This is a genomic window from Thalassospiraceae bacterium LMO-SO8 (assembly GCA_031655335.1).
GTDB lineage: Bacteria > Pseudomonadota > Alphaproteobacteria > Rhodospirillales > Casp-alpha2 > UBA1479.
Genome location: CP134226.1, coordinates 405,185 through 427,416 on the forward strand (window position 1 = coordinate 405,185; position 22,232 = coordinate 427,416).

The 22,232-nt window shown below is 64.9% G+C and carries 22 protein-coding genes; 8 read left to right on the forward strand and 14 right to left on the reverse strand.

The genetic code is table 11. From position 1 onward, the window contains the following. Positions 1-2 precede the first annotated feature (2 nt). Positions 3-1,295, reverse strand: coding sequence for an MFS transporter (locus RJ527_01920; protein ID WND76512.1), 1,293 nt, complete (start codon positions 1,293-1,295; stop codon positions 3-5). An 80-nt stretch (positions 1,296-1,375) separates the two neighbouring features. Between RJ527_01920 and RJ527_01925 the strand changes: the two genes are divergently transcribed. Continuing rightward, entirely contained in the window at positions 1,376-1,795 is a 420-nt protein-coding gene (locus RJ527_01925) for a VOC family protein (protein WND76513.1), read from the forward strand. A gap of 30 nt (positions 1,796-1,825) precedes the next feature. Here the strand turns inward: RJ527_01925 and RJ527_01930 are convergent, their stop codons facing one another. Both RJ527_01930 and RJ527_01935 read right to left on the reverse strand, forming a co-directional pair. Next, the gene (locus RJ527_01930) at positions 1,826-2,071 is read right to left on the reverse strand and encodes a DUF1289 domain-containing protein (GenBank protein WND76514.1); all 246 of its coding nucleotides are present in this window, start codon (positions 2,069-2,071) and stop codon (positions 1,826-1,828) included. A gap of 59 nt (positions 2,072-2,130) precedes the next feature. Next, positions 2,131-3,042: a DMT family transporter gene (locus RJ527_01935; GenBank protein ID WND76515.1), complete on the reverse strand. Its 912-nt coding sequence runs from the start codon at positions 3,040-3,042 to the stop codon at positions 2,131-2,133. 129 nt (positions 3,043-3,171) lie between these two features. On the opposite strand from RJ527_01935, the gene RJ527_01940 reads away from it, so the two are divergent. The 3 genes from RJ527_01940 to RJ527_01950 are packed head-to-tail and all read left to right on the forward strand — an operon-like array spanning position 3,172 to position 5,557. Then, positions 3,172-3,978, forward strand: a complete 807-nt coding sequence (locus RJ527_01940; protein ID WND76516.1) for an N-formylglutamate amidohydrolase — start codon at positions 3,172-3,174, stop codon at positions 3,976-3,978. A 1-nt stretch (position 3,979) separates the two neighbouring features. Next, on the forward strand, positions 3,980-5,125 hold the full coding sequence (locus RJ527_01945) for a carboxylate-amine ligase (protein ID WND76517.1): 1,146 nt from the start codon (positions 3,980-3,982) through the stop codon (positions 5,123-5,125). 3 nt (positions 5,126-5,128) lie between these two features. After that, on the forward strand, positions 5,129-5,557 hold the full coding sequence (locus tag RJ527_01950) for an NUDIX domain-containing protein (GenBank protein ID WND76518.1): 429 nt from the start codon (positions 5,129-5,131) through the stop codon (positions 5,555-5,557). An 18-nt stretch (positions 5,558-5,575) separates the two neighbouring features. Here the strand turns inward: RJ527_01950 and RJ527_01955 are convergent, their stop codons facing one another. Continuing rightward, positions 5,576-6,670, reverse strand: a complete 1,095-nt coding sequence (locus RJ527_01955) for a response regulator (GenBank protein WND76519.1) — start codon at positions 6,668-6,670, stop codon at positions 5,576-5,578. 193 nt (positions 6,671-6,863) lie between these two features. Here RJ527_01955 and RJ527_01960 point away from each other — a divergent pair, with 193 nt between their 5' ends. Continuing rightward, positions 6,864-7,112, forward strand: coding sequence for a DUF2312 domain-containing protein (locus RJ527_01960; GenBank protein ID WND76520.1), 249 nt, complete (start codon positions 6,864-6,866; stop codon positions 7,110-7,112). A gap of 12 nt (positions 7,113-7,124) precedes the next feature. On the opposite strand, the gene RJ527_01965 is transcribed toward RJ527_01960, so the two are convergent. The 8 genes from RJ527_01965 to RJ527_02000 form a co-directional block, all read right to left on the reverse strand. Further along, on the reverse strand, positions 7,125-8,501 hold the full coding sequence (locus RJ527_01965) for a TRAM domain-containing protein (GenBank protein ID WND76521.1): 1,377 nt from the start codon (positions 8,499-8,501) through the stop codon (positions 7,125-7,127). Next, complete coding sequence (locus RJ527_01970; GenBank protein WND76522.1) at positions 8,485-9,078, reverse strand: ABC-type transport auxiliary lipoprotein family protein; 594 nt, start codon at positions 9,076-9,078, stop codon at positions 8,485-8,487. The genes RJ527_01965 and RJ527_01970 overlap by 17 nt, the downstream gene beginning before the upstream one ends. 8 nt (positions 9,079-9,086) lie before the next feature. Further along, positions 9,087-10,085, reverse strand: coding sequence for an MlaD family protein (locus RJ527_01975; GenBank protein WND76523.1), 999 nt, complete (start codon positions 10,083-10,085; stop codon positions 9,087-9,089). A gap of 25 nt (positions 10,086-10,110) precedes the next feature. Further along, positions 10,111-10,941 carry an ATP-binding cassette domain-containing protein gene (locus tag RJ527_01980; GenBank protein WND76524.1) on the reverse strand — a complete coding sequence of 277 codons (831 nt, stop codon included), beginning with the start codon at positions 10,939-10,941 and terminating at the stop codon, positions 10,111-10,113. Between the two features lie 10 nt (positions 10,942-10,951). Further along, entirely contained in the window at positions 10,952-11,767 is an 816-nt protein-coding gene (locus tag RJ527_01985; protein WND76525.1) for an ABC transporter permease, read from the reverse strand. A gap of 36 nt (positions 11,768-11,803) precedes the next feature. After that, the gene (locus tag RJ527_01990; GenBank protein WND76526.1) at positions 11,804-12,124 is read right to left on the reverse strand and encodes an STAS domain-containing protein; all 321 of its coding nucleotides are present in this window, start codon (positions 12,122-12,124) and stop codon (positions 11,804-11,806) included. An 11-nt stretch (positions 12,125-12,135) separates the two neighbouring features. Further along, the gene (locus RJ527_01995) at positions 12,136-13,908 is read right to left on the reverse strand and encodes a SpoIIE family protein phosphatase (protein WND76527.1); all 1,773 of its coding nucleotides are present in this window, start codon (positions 13,906-13,908) and stop codon (positions 12,136-12,138) included. Between the two features lie 77 nt (positions 13,909-13,985). Next, entirely contained in the window at positions 13,986-15,959 is a 1,974-nt protein-coding gene (locus RJ527_02000; protein ID WND76528.1) for a HAMP domain-containing methyl-accepting chemotaxis protein, read from the reverse strand. A gap of 317 nt (positions 15,960-16,276) precedes the next feature. On the opposite strand from RJ527_02000, the gene RJ527_02005 reads away from it, so the two are divergent. After that, positions 16,277-18,079, forward strand: a complete 1,803-nt coding sequence (locus tag RJ527_02005; GenBank protein ID WND76529.1) for a GGDEF domain-containing protein — start codon at positions 16,277-16,279, stop codon at positions 18,077-18,079. 4 nt (positions 18,080-18,083) lie between these two features. Here RJ527_02005 and phaC read toward each other — a convergent pair whose 3' ends face one another. Beyond that, a complete protein-coding gene (gene phaC, locus RJ527_02010) occupies positions 18,084-19,805 on the reverse strand; it encodes a class I poly(R)-hydroxyalkanoic acid synthase (GenBank protein ID WND77999.1) in 1,722 nt (573 codons plus the stop codon). Positions 19,806-20,109: 304 nt separating this feature from the next. Here phaC and RJ527_02015 point away from each other — a divergent pair, with 304 nt between their 5' ends. Together RJ527_02015 and RJ527_02020 are read left to right on the forward strand one after the other, a co-directional pair. Continuing rightward, a complete protein-coding gene (locus RJ527_02015; protein ID WND76530.1) occupies positions 20,110-21,507 on the forward strand; it encodes an anion permease in 1,398 nt (465 codons plus the stop codon). Positions 21,508-21,535: 28 nt separating this feature from the next. Then, on the forward strand, positions 21,536-21,736 hold the full coding sequence (locus tag RJ527_02020) for a GDCCVxC domain-containing (seleno)protein (GenBank protein WND78000.1): 201 nt from the start codon (positions 21,536-21,538) through the stop codon (positions 21,734-21,736). Here RJ527_02020 and RJ527_02025 read toward each other — a convergent pair. Next, complete coding sequence (locus tag RJ527_02025) at positions 21,733-22,140, reverse strand: DUF983 domain-containing protein (GenBank protein WND76531.1); 408 nt, start codon at positions 22,138-22,140, stop codon at positions 21,733-21,735. The genes RJ527_02020 and RJ527_02025 overlap by 4 nt on opposite strands. Positions 22,141-22,232: the final 92 nt, after the last annotated feature.

A 22,232-nucleotide genomic window follows, 5' to 3' on the forward strand; every position in this document is an offset into this window, starting at 1 on the left:
CCCTAATCCGCGCCGCCGGATGCCCGTGCCTTCGCCGTCTCCGGCAGCATCAATCCCGAAAGCACGGCGACGACGCCCCCGGTCAACAACAGGCTGAGCCCGCTTCGATAGGCGGCGGCGTCATAGACCCGGGCCCCGTCCACCATGTCGCCGTGCCAATTCAGGTCCAGGGCCCAGCCGACCAGGGGCTGGAACACGGCGATGGCGAACATGATCCCCGTGTTGACGATGCCGAGGGTCACGCTTTCCTGGCCCGCGAACCGTTCGTGGGTGGTGGTGAACACCAGCACCACGGCCCCCGTGGCAAGCCCCTGAAGAAACAGCAGTCCATGCAGCACGGCCGAACCGTGGCCGGGCACCAGGATGAGGGTGGCGAAACAGGCGAGTGACACCAGATTGGCGCAGACGAAGGGCACTTTCCGCCCGCCCAGGCGTTGGCCGATCCAGCCGAGCAGCGGCGAGCCGACAACCCAGCCGACGGCGTTGAGAGACACCGCCACCGCCGCCTGTCCACGGGTCATGCCATGGACCTGAACCAGCCAGGGCACGGCCCACAGGCCGCCGAACGCCAGCATCACCGACATGTTGCCGGCCCCGGCACCAGTCAGGATCCAAAGGTCGCGCTGCGCCAATACCCTGCGAAACCCGACGAGCAGGCCGCCCCGGCCGGGGCTGAGCGGGCGCAACCCCGGTGCCCTTGGCCGGGGCAGGCGCAAGGCCAGAATGGCGCCGATCCCCGCCGCCAGCGCCACCGCACCGGTTACCTGCATGGCGGGCCGCCAACCGGCGGCCTCGACCGCCCAGGCCAGGGGCACCTGGCCGACGACGGCGCCGGCGACCCCCGCGCCCACGGTCAGGCCGCTGAGCAGGGCAAAGCGGCTTGGCGGAAACCATACGGCCGCGAGATTGAGCGCGACGACGAAGGTCGCGCCCCCTCCGATGCCGATCAGCAGCCTTCCGGCGAAGGCGCCCGGCACGGTCTCGGCCTGGGCGAACACGAAACATCCGACGGCGATCAGCAACGCCGACAACACCATGATCCGGCGCGAGCCGTAGGCGTCGACGATCAGCCCCGCAGGCACTTGGAAGACGGCATAGGAATAGAAATAGATCGCCGACAGGTTGCCCAGCAGGGCCCCGCCCACGGCGAATTCCCGCATCAGGGTATCGACCATGACGCCGGGCGCGACCCTTTGGAAATGCACAAAGCTGAACAGGAAGGTGCCCAGGCCCCAGATAAACCAGGGCAAAAGACGGTGCAGCGGATGGGAGGGATCGGAATCCGTCGGGGTCACGGCTGGGGCTCTTGGATTTGCGTGTTGGAATCTGTTAGACCAACTCTACACCGCCAGGACATTCAGGGAGAAACAGGCAAATGAGATACCTGCATACGATGGTGCGGATATCCGATGTGGACGCCAGCTTGCGCTTTTACTGCGACCTTCTGGGCCTCAAGGAAGTGCGCCGCTCGGACCGGCCCGAACACGGTTATATGCTGATTTTCGTCGCGGCCGAGGAAAACCCCGATTCCCAGATCGAGCTGACCTACAACTACGACCCCGAGGAATACACGGGCGGGCGCAATTTCGGCCATCTCGCCTTCAATGTGAAGGACATCTACGCGACCTGCCAACGCCTTCAGGACGGCGGCGTGACCATCAACCGCCCGCCGCGCGACGGCCGCATGGCCTTCGTCCGCTCACCGGACGGCATCTCCATCGAGTTGTTGCAGGAAGGCGAGGCCTTGGCCCCGGCCGAACCCTGGGCGTCGATGGCGAATACGGGAAGCTGGTAGCCGCAAACCCCAAACGGTTGGGGCGACGGGTCAATCCGACGCCAGCATCGGCCCCCGGCCCCGGTCGGTCAGCGACACGGCGCCGCGGCGCTCGGCCAGACGGCCCAGGATTTCCAGACGCTGGTGACGCATCAGCTTGGGCCATTGGGCGATCTCGTCGACCGTCCGCCAGCAGCCTTTGCAGAAGCCCGTGGGCTCGTCCAGCACGCACACGCTGATACAGGGGGAACAGATCAACTGTTCCAATAGGGCTTTATCGATGGGGGCTTCGGGCAAAACGTTGTCTCCTGCGCCTCTTTCTCGCACATCGCCCCCGGGGACCGTCAAGGGCGGCGTCAGGTCCGGCTGCCGCCCCGGGCGACGACGACCCCCGCGACGACCACCGCCGCCCCCAGCCATTGCAGGGGCGCGAGGGGCTCGTTCAGGAAGGCCCAGCCCAGCACGGCGGCGGCCACGACCTCCATGATCAGGCCGACGGCGGCGAAAGCCGTCGGCAGATGGGCCATGGCCAGGGCGACCAACCCCTGGCCCGCGACATGACTGACCAAGGCCAGGGCCACCAACATGGCCCAGCCGAACAGGGTACCGGCAACCATGCGGTCCTCCATCACCAGGGCCAGCGGCAACAACGCCGCCGCCGTGGCCAGGGTCGACCAGAACATCAGGGTGCCGGTGCCGATCCCGGCCCGCTGCCGCAGCCGCCCCACGGTCACCATGTAGCCCGCCAGGAACAGGCCGGTGATCAGGCCGTAGACGTCACCCAGCAGGCGGTCGGGGCGGAACGCGAAACTGTCGCCCATCAACAGCGCCGCCCCCGCCACCGCCAGGGCCGTGCCGCCCAGAAACAAGGGCCGCACCCGTTCACGGAACAGCACGAACAGGATCGCCGTGACATAGACCGGCGACAGGGTCGCCAGCAAGGTCGCGTTGGCGACCGCCGTGTTCATGATCGCGAGATGCCAGAAGAACAGATCACCCGCGAAGAACAGCCCGGCCAGGGCAAGCAGCCCGTGGTCGCGCCGCCCCAGGGCGCGCGGCGGCGCCGTGGCCCCCGCGCGGGTTTCCCAGCCCATCGCCAGCCACAACACCGGCAGGGCCAGGAAGGCCCGGTAGAAGGCCGAGGTGACGGGGCCAAGCTCGTTCAGGCGCACGAACAGGGTCGACGACCCGGCGAACAGGGCGCCCATGACCAGCGCCGCCAGGATCCATCCGGCAGGGGTTCGCAGGGCTTGCCGGGAATCGGTCACGCAGGGTTTTCCTTCGCGGTCGCGGGCGGGATGCCCGCACTATTGCCGCGACGGCACCGTCTGTCCAGGGATGCCGCAGGGGCCGCACAAGGGACTCCCCCCGCCGGGGCAGAACGTTATATTGGGGGGATGGACGCACCCCAACCCATAGACGCGGGTCAACCCCTGCTGGCCGCCGACGAAGCCCCCGCCGCGGAACGGATCAATGCGGGTGCCGAGGGCGCCCTGGTCCTGGCCTGCGATCACGCCAGCCGGCGGGTGCCCCGGGCGCTGGACGATCTGGGCCTTAATCCGGAACATTTCGACCGCCACATCGCCTATGACATCGGCGCCGAAGGCGTGACCCGCCTGCTGGCCGAGACCCTGGACGCGACCGCCGTTCTGGCGGGTTATTCGCGCCTCGTGGTCGATCTCAACCGCCCGCCGGGCCATCCCACCAGCATGCCCGAGGTTTCGGACGAAACCTTGATTCCCGGCAACCAGGCATTGACCCCGGCCCAGATGACGGCCCGTCTGGACGCCCTGTTCGAGCCCTACCACCAGCTGCTTCGCCGCACGATGACCGACGTCTGGCTGCATCGCCGGCCGCCGGTGCTGTTTTCCGTGCACAGCTTTTCACCCCGGTTCGGCGGCAGCCCCCGGCCCTGGGACGTGGGCGTGCTGTGGAACCACGATCAGCGCCTCGCCAGGCCGTTGATCAAGGCCCTGCACGACCGCGGCCTGGATGTCGGCGACAACCTGCCCTATTCGGGCAAGGACGTTGCCTATACCATCGACGCCCATGCCGGGGCCTGCGGCCTCGCCAACTGCGTCCTTGAGATCAACCAGGATCAGGTCGCGGACGACGCGGGCGTCCAGCGTTGGGCCGGCATTCTCACCGACGTCATGACCGAGATCCTCCGCGACGACGGCCTGTTCAAGGTGGAGTACTTCTAAGGTGGCGCACGACGCCCCGCCCTTCACCCTGGGGATCGAGGAGGAATACCTACTCGTCGACACGGAAACGCGAGCGGTCACGGACCACGCCCCCGAAGGCCTGTTCGCGGCCTGCAAAAAACGCCTGAAGGGCCGCGTCGCCCATGAATTCCTGTCCTCGCAGATCGAGGTCAATACCCGCGTCTGCGCCGATATCGCCCAGGCGCGGGCGGAATTGGCCGAACTGCGCACGACCGTCGCCGAGGTCGCGGACGATTTCGGCTTGGCGCCGATCGCGGCCTCGACCCATCCGTTCTCGTTATGGGAATCCCAGCATCATACGGACCGCGCGCGCTACAACCAAATCGCCCACGACATCCAGGCCCCGGCGCAGCGGCTGATGATCTGCGGCATGCATGTCCATGTCGGCCTGGGCGGCGACGACGAACTGCGCATCGACCTTCTGAATCAGATCAGCTATTTCCTGCCGCACTTGCTGGCGCTGTCGACCTCGTCACCGTTCTGGCGGGGGCAGGACACCGGGCTCAAGTCCTACCGGCTCAGCATCTTCAATGAATTGCCGCGCACTGGCCCGCCCAACCAGTTCCAGTCGTTCAGCGAATATCAGCGGCATGTCCAGGTTTTGGTCGATGCCGGCCTGATCGAGGACGCGACCAAGCTGTGGTGGGACGTGCGGCCGAGTGCGCGGTTCCCGACCCTGGAAATGCGCGTCACCGACGTCTGCCCCCTGATGGAGGACGCGTTGGCCATCGCGGCCCTGTTCACCTGCATCCTGCGCATGCTGTACCGCCTGAAGCTGCGGAACCAGCGCTGGCGCATCTATTCGCCCATGCTGCTGGAGGAAAACCGCTGGCGCGCCCAGCGTTACGGGCTGGACGAAGGTCTGGTCGATTTCGGCAAGGGCGAAGTCATTCCCTTCGGCTTGCTGCTCGACGAGATCACGAGCCTGATCGCCGAGGATGCGGAGGCCCTGGGCTGCACCGCCCAGATCGACCATCTGAGAACCATCCAGACGCGCGGCACCGGCGCCCATCGCCAGCTTGCCGCCCATGCCGATGCCCTTGCCGCCGGCGCAACCCCCGATGCGGCCCTGGCCGCCGTGGTCGACCGCCTGATCGCCGAAACCATCAGAATGCCGGAATCCTGACCCATGCTGACGCCACGCCCCGTCGAACAATCCTGCGTCATCCCCTACCGGACGACCGAAACCTGGATCGAATTCGCCCTCATCACATCGCGCAACACGGGGCGCTGGATCGTGCCCAAGGGCACGGTCGAACCGAACATGACCGCCGCCGCATCGGCGGCCAAGGAAGCGCTTGAGGAAGCGGGACTTTTGGGAAAAACCAGCGAGCAGCCCCTGGGCGAATATTTCTATTCCAAGTTCGGGCGTGTCTACCGGGTCGAAATCTTTCCCTTCTACGTCACCGAACAGCTTGATACCTGGGACGAGAAGCACTTCCGCAAGCGTGAATGGGTCGGCGCGGAGGCCGCCCTGTCCCGGATTACGGAAACGGCGGTGCAGGACGCCATCCGCCATCTGGCGGAAACCCGCATTCTGCCCGGCGATCCGCAGTAACGAGCGGCGGACCGGGCGTCAGCCGCCGGCCTGTTGTTTCATTTCTTCGATGGCGGCCTTGCGGGCCTTTTCCTGCTTTTCGATGCCTTCGCGCAGGGCCTTGATCAGTTCCTTGCCGATCTCACCACCGTCGCCCGCGATCTTTTCGCGCAGCACCGCCCGCATGGCATCGACATGGGCCTTGACGATTTCCACCTGAGCATCGTCCTCGCGGCAGCCGTCACGGGTCGAATCGAACAGCATCTTGCCGAAGATCGAAATCAGCGGATAGCCGAAGGTTCCGCCCTGCCCGCGCAGTTCCAGCGCGACCTGGTTGATTTCCACAAACTGCTGCGTCCGCCGGCCCGGCTCCAGCAGCGCCTGGGTGCAAAGGTCCGACAGACGGCCCAGGTAGTCCTGCGCCCATTTGGTGAAGTCGAGGGTCGCGCGCTCCAGCTTCTTTTCCGCCTCTTCGATGAGCGCCGTCGGCATCTCGCCGCGCTCAAGCGGGTTGAGCTTGCCGCCGGCGCATTTCTCCCTCAGATAATTGGTCGGCTTGAACAAAAAGACATCGCTGTCGGTCTTCGGCTTGGTCATTTTTTCCGCCGAATAGACGACCGTGCAGTCCTCTTCGGTCTTTTCCCGACGGTCGTTCTCGGGCGGTTCTTTCTTGCGCCGGCGGTCGGGCCCGAAATAGTTCTGGGTCATCACGAACTGACGCGGGAAGTCGATGACCTCCAGAAGTTTCTTGTAGATGGTTTCGCCGGAAAACGGCTTGGCGAGGAATTCCGTCGCCCCCAAATCGCGGGCCGAGCCCACGTAATCCTGGTCGGCCGCCCCGGACAGCATGATGAAGGGCACCATGCGGTTCGGCGTTTCCTTGGCCGAGCGGCACCAGCGGCACAGCAACAGCCCGTTGATCGGTGCCATCACCAGGTCGGCGATGATCAGATCCGGACCGGGGTTTTTCGCCTGTTTCAGCAGCTTCAGGCTTTCGATCGCTTCCTGACCGTTTTTCAGGAGTGTGATGCGCTCGAAACCGAATTGCCGTAGCACATCCTCCAGCGTGCGCCGGACGAAGGCATTGTCCTCGCACACCATCACGGATACGCGGTCGAATTTATAAACCGCCATTTTTTGGGCCCCTTACTAGGATGTTGCCCCCAATCATACATGCATAAAGGCAAATCTGAACATATCTGGCGTTAAAAAAGCGTCATCCCGTTATCCCCGCTTTTCAACCGCTTGCCCGGACAGAGCCGGGTACTTATGGTGCGCGCACATCCCATGCCCCCAAATCCCAAAGACAGCCCAAGGACACCCAAGCATGAGCGAAAGCGAAATCGGCGGCGCCGCCAGCGAGCGCCTGAAAGCCCTTATCGACCGGATCGAACGTCTGGAAGAGGAAAAGAAAGCCCTCGCGGAAGACATCAAGGAAGTTTATTCCGAAGCCAAGTCCGCCGGGTTCGACGTCAAGGTGATGCGTCAGCTCATCCGTCTGCGCAAAATGGATGAAAGCGACCGCAACGAAATGGAAGAAGTCCTGACCATCTACATGCGCGCCGTGGGCATGTAGGAACCGGGCACGTCAGCCGCCCCGCGTCAGCACCGCCACGCATTCCAGGTGGTGGGAATAGGGGAATTGATCCACGGGCAGGACGGGCCCCGGATCGAACCCGCCGTCCACCAGCACCCGGACATCCCGCGCGAAGGTCTGCGGATTGCAGGACACCATGACCACGCGGCGCACGCCCGGCGCCAGGACGATCTGTTCGACCTGGCGCAGCGCCCCCGCCCGCGGCGGGTCCAGGATCACCGTGTCGATATCCTTCAGTTCACCGGGCAGCAGGGGCCGCGCCGCCAGGTCCCGCGTTTCCGTGGTCACCCGCCCGCCCAGGCCGGATCGGCCCGCCCCGGTGCTGAGGGCGCGCATCAGCGCTGCGTCACCATCGACCGCATGGACCCGGCACATCTTGGCAAGCACGAAGGTGAAGGTGCCGGCGCCGGCATAAAGCTCGGCGATGCGCGTGGCGCCTTCGGCCCCGGCCAAAATCGCATTGCGCAGGATGTCCTCGCCGGCCGTCGTCGGCTGCATGAAGCCACCCGGCGGCAGTTCCACCACGGCGGGGCCGAATTCGGCGGCGACCGGCATGATATGGGCGACCGGCTCGACCACCCCCGCCCCGTCACGCCAGGAAATCCGCGCCGCGTTCGACCGCCGCGCGAAATCCGCCAGGGCCTCACGCGCCGCCAGGTCCGGTTCGCGGTCGCGTTCGACCACCAGGTCGAGCGCCCCGCCGTCGGGGCCTTCCGTGCGGGCGACGGCCAGGCGCGCCCGCTCCCCCGCTTGCAGCATCGCCACCGCCAGATCGCGCAACAGGGGCAACAGAGCGTTGATCTCCGGCAAGAGAAGAGGACAGGCGTCGATATCGACGATTCGGTGGCCACGTCGTTCGGCGAAGCCGAGAATCACCCCCTTGTCCGTGCGTTCCGCCTGGAACGTGACACGCCGGCGGGCATCCCTGGGCACGGCGGCAAGATCCAGCACGTCAAGCATCAGGCCGCGCCGGGACAGGGCCTGAATCAGAATACCGCGTTTCCATTCAATGTAATGGGCATCCGTCAGATGCTGCACGGCGCAGCCGCCGCAGATTTCGAAATGGCGGCAGAACGCCGCGCCCCGAAGCCCCTTGGTGACGAAGGACCGCACGCGGGCTTCGAACCCGTCGCCCCGGGCGGGGCCAATCTCGACGTCGATTTCGTCACCCGGAACGGTGAAGGGAATGAACAGGCGGCGGCCGTCGTCCGTGTCCGCCACCCCGTCGCCCTGCGCCGCCAGGGCGGTCACGGTCACACGGGCCGGTTCCTTGAACTGGACCGTGCGGGCATGGCCGCGGCGGCTGCCGGACCGCCCGCCGCCGGCGCGCCCCCGGCGGGTCCGATGGGCGTCAGATTTTCGCGGCAACGTCGTTCACGAAGGCCTTGAAGATGTCGCGGGCGGCCGCGCTGAATCCCTTGACCAGGGCCGTCAGGCCGTCGTCCTTGGGCGTGAATTCGCGGGTATAGGTCTTGGCGACCAGGACCGTGCCGTCGCTGACCCGGCGCAACACCAGGTTCATTTCAATGACACCCGCGTTCGATCCGCCGATCACCCGTTCCAGTTTCTCGACCCGTCCGGTCACCGCGAAATTCGGCCGGGCGCGCATTTCCGGCGTCACCACCGTGCCGGCGATGCCGGCGGCGCGCAGATAGCTGACCAGTTCAGCCTGCAGCAGAACCCCCGGCGCTTCATTCCAGAAATGATAGTGATAGGCGCGAAGCTGGTGCGGATTGTCGGCATGACGGTAGACGATGGAACGCTGCGTCAATTCACCGGCGGCAAGCAGACGGTCGACCTCCAGCACGCCGGGCATCAGCAGCTTGCCCTTCGTTTCGGGGGGCGCCACCTCAAGCCGGTAAAAGTGGTTTTCCGGCACCGTGGCGTTGCCGCCGCAGGCCGCCAGAACGGCCGCCAGCGCCAACGCGGACAATCGTCGAATCATCGCCGTTCTCATTTCGCCTGCACCTCGTCCGTGACCGGCTTGCTGTTCAACAACAGGCCGGGGCTTTGTCTGATCTGGCGCGAGAATTCCAACATATTGCGCGACATGCCTTCCAGGTTTTCGTTGATGGCGTCAATGCGGCGGGCAACGCTTTCGACCACGTAGCGCGCATCCTTGATCGCGCGCCGCAGGTCGCCGTCGTTCTTGCCGACCATGTCGGTGAGGGTCATCATCAACTTGTCGCCGTTGGCCATGGCGGCGCGGGCGTCCTTGGTCGCGCCGTTCAGGTTGGCGACCGTTTCCTCGACCAGCCTGCGATTTTCGGGGGTCGCCGCGGCCTTCAATTCGCCGCTGAACGACTTCACGTCGGACGCGATCAGTTCCATGTTGTCGATGACCACGGGAATGCGGCGGCTGACGTCGGCGACCAGCAGAGACGCCTCGTTGATCATCTGCTTGAGGTCTCCGGCAAGGGCCTCGCCGTGATTGTCCAACAGCTTGTTGGCGTTGTTCACGGCCCGCTGAACGCTGGCCAGAAGAGGTTCGATGCTGTTGTCGCTGAGCCCGCCCAGCTTTTCCGCCACGCCGGACACGACCGCGAACAGATCGCCGCCCTCGACCGCCATGACTTCCGCGCCCGGGGCCAGGGCATCGGGACTGGCGCCGGCGGAAATGCTCAGCGTCACCGCCGCGAGCAAGCCGGGTGCTGCAATCGCCACTTTGCTGTCCTTGGGAATTTTCCAGCCTTCGTTGATCTCGAAATCGACGCGGAACCGCATGCCGCCCTTGGACGGCTCAGGCGTCACCGTTTCGACCTGGCCGATGGGATAGCCTTCGTAGACGACCTGGGTGCCGAACTTCACGCCGGTGACGTTGGAATAATAGGCGTGGTAGGCGTCCGTCGCCCCCGTGCGTCCCGTCAGTACCGACAGGGCCACGATCAGCCCGGCGATCATGGCCAGAACGAAGGTGCCGACCAGCAGATAGTTTATCTTGTTGCTTCTCACGTCTTCGCTCTCACCGTGTCGGTTTTCAAAGGGGCCGGTAGGCGGGCTGTTCGCCCGTCAGCCGGTTCAGGTAGGCGTCCGCGTCCATGGCGTCGTCCTCGGCCACCCGGTTCAACAGGTTCTGAATGCGTTGCGACGGGTCGGCCCGCAGTTCGTCCGGCGTGCCGATGAACAGGATTTCGCCGCGGTCCAGAATGGTGATGCGGTCGGCGATCTTGAAAGCGCTTTCCAGTTCATGGGTGACCACGACCACGGTCATGCCCAGGGCGTCCCGCAGCAGCAAAATCAGATCGTCCAGCGCCGAGGCGACGACCGGATCCAGGCCCGCCGACGGCTCGTCGCAGAACAGGATCTTGGGGTCCATGACGATGGCGCGGGCAAAGGCCGCGCGCTTAATCATGCCGCCGGACAGTTCCGACGGCATCAGGTTCTCGAACCCGCCCAGGCTGACGACCTCCAGCTTCATGCGGGCCATGATCTCCATGGTCTTGCGGTCGAGGCCGGTATGCTCGAACAACGGCAGCATGACGTTTTCGCCCACGGTCATGGACGAGAACAGGGCCCCGCCCTGGAACGCCACACCCAGCTTCTGGCGCAGTTCGACCAATTCGACCCCCGACAGCTTGTCGATGTCCTGGCCCAGGATGCGCATGGTCCCCGAAGTATGATGCTCCAACGCCATCAGGTGGCGCAAAAGTGTGCTTTTCCCGGACCCGGAGCCGCCCATGATGACCATGATCTCATCGGCATGCACGTCCATGGAGATGCCCTTGAGGATCATGCGGTCGCCGTAATGGGTGACCAGATCGCGGACCTCGATCACATTGCGGGGTTGTGCCTGGGCGTTGTCGTTCATGCCCTCGTCCTTACCGCGTGACCACGAAGGCGAACAGCATGTCCGTGACGATGATCGCCGAAATGGACTGCACCACGGCGCGCGTCGTCGCCTTGCCCACGCCTTCGGCGCCGCCCTGGACCGAGGCCCCGTTGACCACGCCGATCACGGCGATGAGGATCGAGAAGATGACGCTTTTGCCGAGCCCGTGCATGAGGTCGTCGACGCTGAGCAGGTCGATGGTCTGATCCATATAGGCGGCGAGCGAGATGCCGAGGTCCAGGTTGACATAGACGCCGGCGAAGAACAGGCCGACAAAATCGGAAAACAGGGTCAGCGCCGGAACCATGATCAGCATCGCCACCATGGCCGGCACGACCAGGAAGCGCACCGGGTTGATGCCCATGACGTAAAGGGCGTCGACTTCCTGGTTGATCTTCATGGTGCCGATGCGCGCGGCAAGCGCCGAGCCGGACCGCCCGGCGATGACGATGCCGGTGATCAGCGGCGCGAATTCGCGCACCACGGAAAACGAAATGCCGACGGTGACGCGGCTTTCCGCGCCGAAGATGCGTAGCGTATGGATGCCCTGAATGGCCAGCATCATGCCGATGGTCGCGGCCAGAAGCGCGATGATCGGCACCGCCTGGATACCGACGGCCATGCATTGCTCGGCAATGGCGCCCAGGCGCACCGCCTGCTTTTCGCGCCGCCCGAAAATCAGCCAATAGAAGCTTTCCACCACCATCATGGCGCCCAGGCCGATTTCCTCGATCCCGGCGACGGCGGCGCGGCCGACCTTTTCGGTCGTTACGACGATCGGGTTTCGGGTATCGGTTGGGGTCACGCGCGGTTTCTCCGGTCGTCTGGGGCGAGGCAGGGGCTAAACGGCGTCGTCCACACTGGCGTGAATGGCGAACACGGCGTCGAGGCGCGCCAGTTTAAGCACCCGCAAGGCGCCTTCGCTGACCGCCGCCAGGGCCAGGGTTTGGCCGCCCTTCTTGGCGGTCTGCAGGGCTTCGACCAGCGAGGCCACACCCGACGAATCGATATAGCCGACCTTGGCCAGATCGACGACCACGGGCTTGCCTTGGCCGACCGTGGCCAACAGGGCTTCACGCGCCTTCGGCGACGTTTGCAGATCGACGTCGCCTTCGAAGGCGATCACGACGGATCCGCCGACGTCTTTGACTTCGTGCTTCATGTCCAGTCCCCTCAAGATGCGCCGGCTTTTGTCTGAAGCCGCTTTCGCAGTTGTAACAGATTACCCACCCCGGCGGGAGGCGTCACGAACTGAACGTCGTCCATGATCTCGTGGATCAAATGAACGCCGAGCCCACCCGGTTTGATGTCGTCAAGATCGCGGCCCTTAATCTGGCCCGTATCGACGGGGGCCGCGAAATCCTGCAATTCGACCACGAAATCGTCGCCGTCGCGGCGCAGTTCCACGGCGATCTCACCGTCGGCGCGCCCGCCATAGGCATGGCGCACCACGTTCTGGCAGGCCTCGTCCACGGCCAGGATGACCTGTTCGGTCATCTCGTCCTCGCAGATCAGGAAATCCAACGCCGCGCGCACGGCATGGCGGATCACGCGGAGCCGGTCGGCCCGCGCCGGCAGGCGCATGGACATGATCAATTCCGACCCACCGGCCACCCGTTCGGCGGCGGCCAGGGCCGCCGGCCGCTCGGCCGCCGTATCGCTGACGCCCAGCAAGGTGACGTCGTCGCGCATGCCGCCCTCGCCGGGCTGGATAAGCCCGACCACCGCATCCAGCCGTGCCCGCAGCGTCTGGCCCCGGGTTTCCAAAAGAATCCTTTTCACGCCGTCGACGCCCAGTTCCGTGCCGGCGTCGTCGACATAGCCTTCCGTCACGCCGTCGGTGAAAATCCACAGGCTGCCGCCCTTCAGGTCGATCGCCGTTTCCGGGTAGCCATCCTTGGTCGGCGGATCGGCCAGAATGCCGAGCGGCGGGCCCTCGGCCTCAAAAGCCTGAAAATCGCCCTCCGGCGTCAGCAGCAGGGCCGGTTCGTGCCCGGCGTTGGACAGCGTGACCACGCCCGTGCGCGGATCGTAGATGCCGCCGACCATGGTCACGAACATGCCGCGCGCCGCGGTTTCGCAAATCTCGCGATTGACCAGGGCCAGCAGGCGGCCCGGCGACAAAATCGCCTTGCCCAGACAGCGGTAGAGGCTGGCGGTCTTGGCCATCAGCAGGGCCGCGTTGACCCCCTTGCCCGAGACATCGCCCAGGCAGAAGCAGATGCGCCCGTCCTCGAGCGGGAAATGGTCGAAGAAATCGCCGGACACCTCGCGCGCGGGCTGGTTGACGCCGCCGATGGGCGCGTCGTCGCCGGCGGGCCGGGGCAACAGGGAGCTTTGGATTTCGCGGGCCAGTTCCAGTTCGCGCTTGATGCGTTCCTGTTCCAGCAAGGCGTCGGCCTGGCGGGCGTTGAGAATGGCCAGCGCCGCGGACGCCGCCAGGGCTTCCAGAAAATGCAGGTCGTCGGGGCTGAACAGTCCGTCGCCGCCGCGCTTGTTGATCAGTTCGATGGCGCCGATGCGCTCGTCCTTCACGGTCAAGGGCGCGCAGAGAATGGACTTGGTCGTATAGCCGGTTTTTTCGTCGACGCCGCCGAAGAAGTTCGGGTCCTTCGACACGTCGCGGACGATCTCGCCCAGGTTGTTCTGCACCGAGCGCCCGACAATGCCCTTGTCCGCGGCGATCACCAGGCCGGTAATCTCCGTCGCGCCGACGCAGGCGTGGCAGCGCAGGTTTTCCCCCGCGTCATCGAGCAGAAACAAGGCCCCGCCCTCGGCATTGACGGAATCCGTGATATGCCCGACGGCCTTCAGAAGCGCCGCGTCCAGGTCGCGCGAGGCCGCGAAATCCTGCGACATCTCGGCCAGCAGCTCCAGATTGGCCTGGAACCGGCGGGCATCCTCCGCGGCGGCGTCGCGGATGTTCAGGGCTGGCGCATTAGACATGCCGGAACTATGCCCGTATTCAATGACATCGGTAAATAGTCCGGTCGCATTTCAGTCCATTTTTGGCACCGTTGGCATCAGGCCGCACGCACCTGATCCAGGAACTCGGTGACATAACGGCGCAGCCGGTCCCCTTCCCGGTCGAGGGTATCGACGGATTTCAACACTTCGGCGGCGGAGTGCTCCGTTTCGGCGGCCGCCTGGGCGACCTGGGCTGTGTTGTCGCTGGCGCGGCGGGTACCGACGGTGGCTTCGTCCGTGTTCCGCGCGATTTCCTGCGTCGCCGCCGACTGCTGTTCGACCGCCGCGGAAATACCGGCGGCGATTTCGCACATCCGGTCGACGCTTTCCGTGATTTTCGCGATCGCGCGCACCGTGTCGCCGGTTTCGGACTGAATGTTGGCGACCTGGGCGGCGATTTCCTCGGTCGCCTTGGCGGTCTGGTTGGCCAGGTTCTTGACCTCCGACGCGACGACGGCGAAGCCCTTGCCCGCCTCGCCGGCACGGGCCGCCTCGATGGTGGCGTTCAACGCCAACAGGTTGGTCTGCTCCGCGATATCGGTGATCAGCTGGATGACCTCGCCGATCTTCAGCGCCGCGTCGTTCAGGCGCCGGACCCGCTCATCGGTCTTGCGCGCCTGATCGGCCGCGGCCTCGGACACCTGGCTCGACGTCGCCGCCTGTTCGGCGATTTCGGAGATCGACTTGGACAGCTCGTCCGCCGCCGTGGCCACGGTCTGCACGCTTGCCGCCGCCGTTTCCGATGCCTGGGTGACCAGCTTGGTCTGATCGGCGGTCTGCCGGGCGACCCCGGACATATGCTCCGAGGTGGCCCGCATGTCCCTGGTCGCGGTGCTGACGTTGTCGAGCGACCCGGACACATGGGCATCGAATTCCTTGGCCATGCCCTCGATCTTCTGGACCCGGGCCTCGCGGGCCGCGCGTTCCGCCTGCCGCTCCTTGGCCTGCTGTTCGGCCGCGATCAGGCTGTCCTTGAAGACCTGAACCGCCTGCGCCATCTCGCCGATCTCATCGGTGCGGTGGGCGTCCGACACCTCGACATCGGTGTCGTTGCCGGCCAGACGCGACATGATCGCGACATTCCGCCCCAATGGCCGGGTGATCAGACCGACCACCAGGACGCTGATGGCGACCGCGCCGAACAGGGACGACAAAACCACCGCCGTGATCAGCAGACGCCGGGCGGACGCTTCTTCCTCGGCGGTGCGCGCCGCCCGTTCGGCCCGCAACCGTTCGGCGGCGGCGGCGGCGGCGGTCAACTCCGCCTCTCGCTCCTTGAACGCCTTTTCCTGTTCCGCCGTCTTGGTCTCGGTCCTGGCGGCGAAAGACGCGGCCAGGTCGCGGGCTTCGGTTTTCATGGGTGTCAGGCGGTCCTCCAGCACCACTTCCAACAGGCCGAAGCGCTCCTTGGTCGGGCCAATGGCGGCGACGACACGGATCACGCCCTCGGCCGGGTCGATCGCCAGATGCGGGGCCTCTGTGCCGGTGTTTTCGGCGATGACGCTGGCCAGAACATTGGCGCGGTTCGGTGTCAGGCCTTCCTGTTCGACGACCGCGGCCAAGCTTGCCGCATCGTGGGCGGCAAAGAATTTCACCGACTTGGCGCCGGGCATGACCGCGAGATAGACCGAACCGTTGAGCATGAAAAACTCCCGGTCGCCCGGGTCCATGGGGGAAAGAATCGATTCCAACTGGGAAGCGATGATGCGCAACGCGCCCTGATAAAAGCCGCGCAGGTTTTCTTCCTGAACCGCGATGGTCTGCTGCCGCACGCCCAGTTCGCGGGCCGCGGCGGCGGCGATGTCGGCAAGCTGGCGGGCCTGTTCCGACTTCAGCAGGTCGATCTGGGCGGCCTTGAGGGATGTCTCTTCGCGGCTCAGCAAGCCGTCGCCCTCGCCGATGATCGCGCTCAACCGATCAAGGCTGCGCGTACTCATGACGACGGTTACCGTCCCCGCGATGGCGAACAGAAGCACGGTCGCCCCGAAGAATTTCGTGCTCAGTTTCTTAAAATCGATCAGCTTGGTCATTACCCCCCCCCAGTGAATGCAAACGCCGCCCGCACCGCCCCATGCAGCGGCGCGGGTTGCCTTCCTTGGCCCAAACACAATCTATAATATGTGAATGTTTTTGTGGCGCAACGCCGCATTCCCATCCCCCGGCGCCGGCGCCCCGGTCATCGCGGCAATGCGGGCCGCCCCATCCATGAACGACAGATGAAGTTTTGATTTCACGCGCTGATTGCCATGGACATTTCCCGACCTATACCGAAAATTGTCGACAAATCGGGACACATTCAGCCACACCCCGCCCGAACATCATGGGCCGTCAACCAACCGGAAGCGCCATGACCCCCGCCAACCCCACCATCGCTCTCCCCACCGCCGAACCGCGCCGCCCCACCAATGATCCCACTACCCGGTTTCTGACCTGGGCGCGGGACGAGGTCCGGTTCGCCTTTCAACCGATCATCGACCCCTATACGGGGCATCTCTACGGCGTCGAAGCCTTGATGCGTGGGCAGGAGGATTTGGATTTCGCGTCGATCCACGCCTTTTTCGATTTCTCCTTCCGCATGGGCATTCTACAGGAGATCGAAGTCCTGCTGCGCGGGCGCGCCATGAAACAGTTTTCGGCGCTCAACCTGGGACCGTCCGTGCGCCTGTTCCTGAACATCGACAACCGCGTGCTGCTGACCGACGATCACCGTGCCGCCGACACGGTCGAGGCCGCCCGGGCCGCGAATCTGGCGCCGTCACGCGTGACCCTGGAAGTGTCCGAACGCCATCAGGTCGATCGCGACATCTCCAGCACCGAAACCCTGGCGCAAATCTACCGGCGCCGGCAGTTCCGCATCGCCATCGACGATTTCGGCACCGGCTTCGCGGGGTTGAAGCTGCTGTACGACCAGAACCCCGATTACATCAAGATCGACCGTTTCTTCATTTCCGGGATCGAGACCGACCGCATGAAAAAGCTGTTCGTGTCGCAGATCGTCAGCCTGGCCCAGACCCTGGGCATCACGGTGATCGCCGAGGGCGTGGAGACGGAAAAGGAACTGCTGACCTGCAAGGAAATGGGCTGCAACCTGATCCAGGGCTATTTCATCGAACGGCCGCTGGTTTTGGGAACCGACCTGCGGGATGCCTATCCCCGCGTGCGCGACCTGCGCAAGGGTGAAACGGACCGCCGTTTCATCGATCAGGAACTGTCCATGCCGGCCCCCATCCGCAGCAGCAGCGACATCATGGCGACCTTCGAACATTTCCGCGAAAACAAGAACATGACCTTCTTTCCCGTGGTCGACGACATGGACGAGCCGCTGGGCATCATCCGCGAGGAAGACCTGAAGGATTTCACCTATTCGCGTTACGGCAAGGACCTGCTGGCCAACGTGTCCTACAAGCGTCACCTCAACGAATTCATCCGCCCCTGCCCCGTGGCGGACATCCACGACAACGCGGAGCGGGTGTTGGAGAAATATTCCCTGTCCGGCACCCAGGAAGGGATCATCGTGGTCGAGAACCTGCGTTACGTGGGTTTCCTGACCGCCGCGTCGCTGCTTCAGGTCGTCAACGAAAAGCATCTGGCCATGGCGCGCGACGCCAATCCCCTGAGCAAGCTTCCGGGCAACCACATGGTCGTCGAATACGTGACCGACCTGGTCACCGACGGCGATACGGAAGCGGTCATCGCCTATTTCGATTTCGACAACTTCAAGCCGTTCAACGATACCTACGGGTTCCGCCAGGGTGACCGCGCGATCCTGCTGTTCGCGGAGCTGTTGAAAAAATCATTCATCGCCGACGGGGTCTTTCTGGGCCATATCGGCGGCGATGATTTCTTCGCCGGCTGGCGCGGTGTCGGCCTGGATCAGGCGCGGGAACGGCTGGTCGATCTGCGCGAGTCGTTCCGCCATCAGGTCGAAACCTTTTACGACAAGGACGCCCGCGACACCGGCGGCATCGTCGCCAAGGACCGCGGCGGCGTCGAGCGGGTCTTTCCCCTGCTGTCCGTGTCCATCGCCGTCATGCACCTGAAACCGGGCCGCGCCGGGATCACGCCCGACGACCTAGCGCAGCAGATCGCCGTGACGAAGAAGGAATCGAAACGCGCCGACGATGGGATCGCCGTCGGCGTCGTAGACTGATCTGTCAGCCCAGACGCACCGCGGCGTAGGACCCGGGTGCGTCCTCGATGACGGCCAGCTTGCCGCCGCCCGGCAGGCGGGCCGCGACTTGGCCACCGGATTTTTTCGCGATCCACTTTTGCCAGTCAGGCCACCAGGAGCCCTCGTGGCGGGTCGCCGCATTAAGCCAGGCGTCCGGATCCTTGGGCGTCTTGGCGTTGGTCCAATGGCAGTACTTGTTCGCCGCCGGCGGATTGATCACGCCGGCGATATGGCCCGACGCGGACAGCACGAAGCGCACCGGGCCGGCATAAAGCTGGGTCGCCGCATAGGTCGATTTCCAGGGCGCGATATGGTCGTCGGAGGTCGACAGCATGTAGACCGGCGTCTTGATCTTCGTCAGATCGATGGGCGTTCCGGCAAGCGCGATCCCGCCCGGCGTCACCAGACGGTTTTCCAAATACATCTTGCGCAGGTACATGCCGTGCATCATGGCGGGCATGCGCGTGTTGTCGGAATTCCAGTACAGCAGGTCGAAGGCCATGGGCTCGCGGCCCAGAAGATAATTGTTCACGACAAAGGACCAGATCAGGTCGTTGTCGCGCATCATGTTGAACACCTGGCTCATGTAGCTGCCTTCCAGGTAGCCCTTTTCCGCCATGTGTTCCTCAAGCAGGTCCAACTGCTCCTCGTCGATGAACACGCCCAGTTCACCGGGCTCTGAAAAATCCGTCATGGTCGTGAAGAAGGTCGCGGAGGCCACCCGGTCGGCGGTGTACTTGGCGCCTTCCGGCTGCGCCGCCAGATAGGCGAGGGTCGATGCCGTCAAGGTGCCGCCGATGCAATAGCCGATGATGTTGACGCTGTCCTCGCCGGTGGCGTCACGGATCGCGTCCATCGCGGCCAGCGGCCCTTCGAGCATGTAGTCCTCGAAGGATTTTCCGGCCAGGTTCTCGTCCGGGTTGACCCAGGACACGACGAACACCGTATGGCCCTGATCGACCGCCCATTTGATGAACGAGTTCTTGGGCTGCAAATCCAGGATATAGAACTTGTTGATCCAGGGCGGCACGATCAGAAGCGGCCGCCTGGCCACCTTTTCCGTGGTCGGCGCATATTGGATCAACTGCATCAGGTCGTTCTGGAACACCACCTTGCCCGGGCTGACGGCGATGTTTTGGCCCAGGGTGAAGGCCGTTTCGTCGGTCATGGAAATCCGCAGTTGGCCCTCGCCGCGCTCCAGGTCCGCCAGCAAATGATCCAGGCCCTTGATCAGGTTTTCGCCCTTGGTGTCGAGCGTGCGCTGAATCACCTTGGGGTTCGTCGCCGCGAAATTTGTCGGCGCCAGGGCGTTCACCCATTGCCGGGTATAAAAATTGACCTTGTCCCGCGTCTTGGAGTCCAGGCCGTCGACGTCGCTGACCGCCTCGCGGATCCAGTTCGACGTCAGCAGGTAGGATTGCTTCAAGGTGTCGAACAGGACGTTTTCCGACCAGACCTCGTCCTTGAACCGCTTGTCGTCCGGGGCGGGCACGGCCACCGGGCCGGGGGTTTCGCCGTTCAGGCGCTTCGACGCCGCATCGAACAGGTCGGCATATCCCTGCCACAGTTTGGACTGCGCCTCGGCCAGCTTGACCGGGTCCTGCAACATGGCCGCCCCCAGTTCGAAGAACGCCTTGCCGACCACGAGAGGGTCCGGAATCTGAAAGCCCTGCTGTTCCGCCTGACGGTCCCAGAACTGCTGCATGATGCGCTGGTAGCGTTCGTTCAGCACCTGGGCGGCGCGCTGCGCCGCCTCCGCGTCGGGAAACGGCGTTTCCGGTCCGGCTTTGGTTTCCGTGACGCCGATGCGGGGCGGAGACTTTTCGGATGTCTTGGTCATGCGGCCAGATTCCAGCAATGGACGGCGATGGCTGATACGAGTGTATCGTCCTTTGCCCGGCCGCGCCACGGGTTGGCCTTGTGGATTTCCGGCCATTGAGCACTTTTCCCCGGCAGGCCCGCCCGCTAAAAGCATGGCGGGGGACGCCCTCGGGGACAATGGAGGACCCATGCCCGCACGATCCGTGACCATGACCCTGCCCAGGTGGACAGCCCTTGCCGTGTTTTCCCTGGCGGTCCTGCTGCTGCTTGCCCCCACGCCCGAGGGGTGGGAGCCCAAGGTCCTGCGCGGCGGCGCCCTCGTCCTGTTCGCCATGGGCTTTTTCGCGACCGGCGTGATGCCCGAATTCGTGACCGGCCTGGCCTTCTTCGCCGTCGCCTCGCTGATCGCCGTGGCCCCGGCCGACGTGATCTTCGCCGGCTGGTCATCGACCGCCCTGTGGCTGACCTTCGGCGGCCTGATCGTCGGCATCGCGGTCACCCGTACGGGCCTGGGCGGCAGGCTGGCGGCGCGGCTGACCGGCCTGTTCGGCGAAACCTACAAGGCCCAGGTCGCCGCCATGGTGCTGGTCGGCGTGGCGCTGTCGTTCCTCATGCCTTCGACCATGGGGCGGGTGATTTTGTTGGTGCCGATCGCCCTGGCCCTGGCCGACCGCCTGGGCTTCACCGCGGGGCGCAACGGCCGCAACGGCCTGGTGATGGCCGTGGCCTGCGGCACCTGGATGCCGGCCGTCGCCATCCTGCCGGCCAACGTGCCCAACATGGTCCTGGCCGGCACGGCGGAAACGCTCTACGGCATGCATTTCACTTACGGCGCCTATCTGCTGCTGCACTTTCCGATCACCGGGGTGCTCAAGGCCATCGCCATCTATTTCGCCGTGCTGATGCTGTTTCCCGACCGCGCCGACACGCCTACCGCGCAGACAGCGCCGGCCATGCCCATGAGCCGCGACGAAAAGGTTCTGGCCGTTGTCCTGAGCGTTACCCTGGCCCTGTGGGCGCTTGATTTCTGGCACGGCGTTTCGCCGGCCTGGATCGCCCTGTCGGCGGGCGTGGTCTGCCTACTGCCCGGCGTCGATCTGGTCACCAAGGACGACTTCATGACCCGCTTCAACACGGCCTCGGTGATCTACATCGCCGCCGTGCTGTCCGTCGCCGCGATCATCGTCGATTCCGGGGTGGGACGGGAACTGGCGGCCCGCATCCTGCCGCTGCTGCCGCTCGACCCGGCGACCCCGGCGACCAACTTCGCGACCCTGATCGGGCTGGGCGCGGCGACCGGCGTGCTGGCGACCGCCCCCAGCGTGCCCGCCGTGCTGCCGCCCTTCGCCCAGGACCTGGCCACGGCCACGGGCTTTCCCCTGGTCACCGTGCTGATGACCTTCGTGTTGGGTTATTCCACCATGTTCCTGCCCTATCAGGTACCGCCGCTGGTGGTGGCGCTGCAACTGGGCGGCGTCAGCCTGCGCAAGGCCGGGCAATTCACCTTGCTGCTGGCGGCGCTGACCATCGTCTTTCTGCTGCCGCTGAGCTTCCTGTGGTGGCGGTTCCTGGGCTATCTGCCGTAGGATCACAGGCATGAGCATCGACGGCCCCATTTCCCAGATCACGACCCTGACCTGCCCCCTGTGCGAGCATACGGCGACAGAGGTCATGCCGACGGACCAGTGCATCTATTATTACCAATGTATGGAATGCGGCAGCCTGTTGACGCCGGAACCGGGCGACTGCTGCGTGTTTTGTTCCTACGCCACCGTGCCCTGCCCGCCGGCGCAGGCTCGCTCCGGCCGGCCCTAGACCCCGCCCGGGCGTGTCTCTTCCTCGGTCGACCGATACTTGTACTGCAGGCCCACGGCCATGCCCTTCAGCGGCACCATGATGCCGAGGGTAAGCAGCGTGCCGAGGGGAATCCACAGCAGCAGATGGACCCAGACCGGAGGCTCGTAGACAACCTCGAGCCCCAGCGCCAATCCGACGATGATCCCGCCGATGATCAGCAGCACCGGCACGACGGGCCCGTCGCCGGTGTCATGGCCATGGAAGCTCATGCCACAGACGTCGCAGGTGTCGGCGACCTTGAGGTAGCCCTTGAACAGGCGGCCTTCGCCACAGCGCGGACAGCGGCCACGGATGCCGCGCATCACCGGCGAGGCGCCGTCGCCGTCCGCACTGGGGGATGGGCTGCTCGCAAGGTCGTTCATGGTCAACTCCTGAAAATTCTACATCCCCCAGACGTGAATTGAAGATAAGGCGGCGATGCGCCGATTACCAGCAGACGCTGATGAAAGCCCAC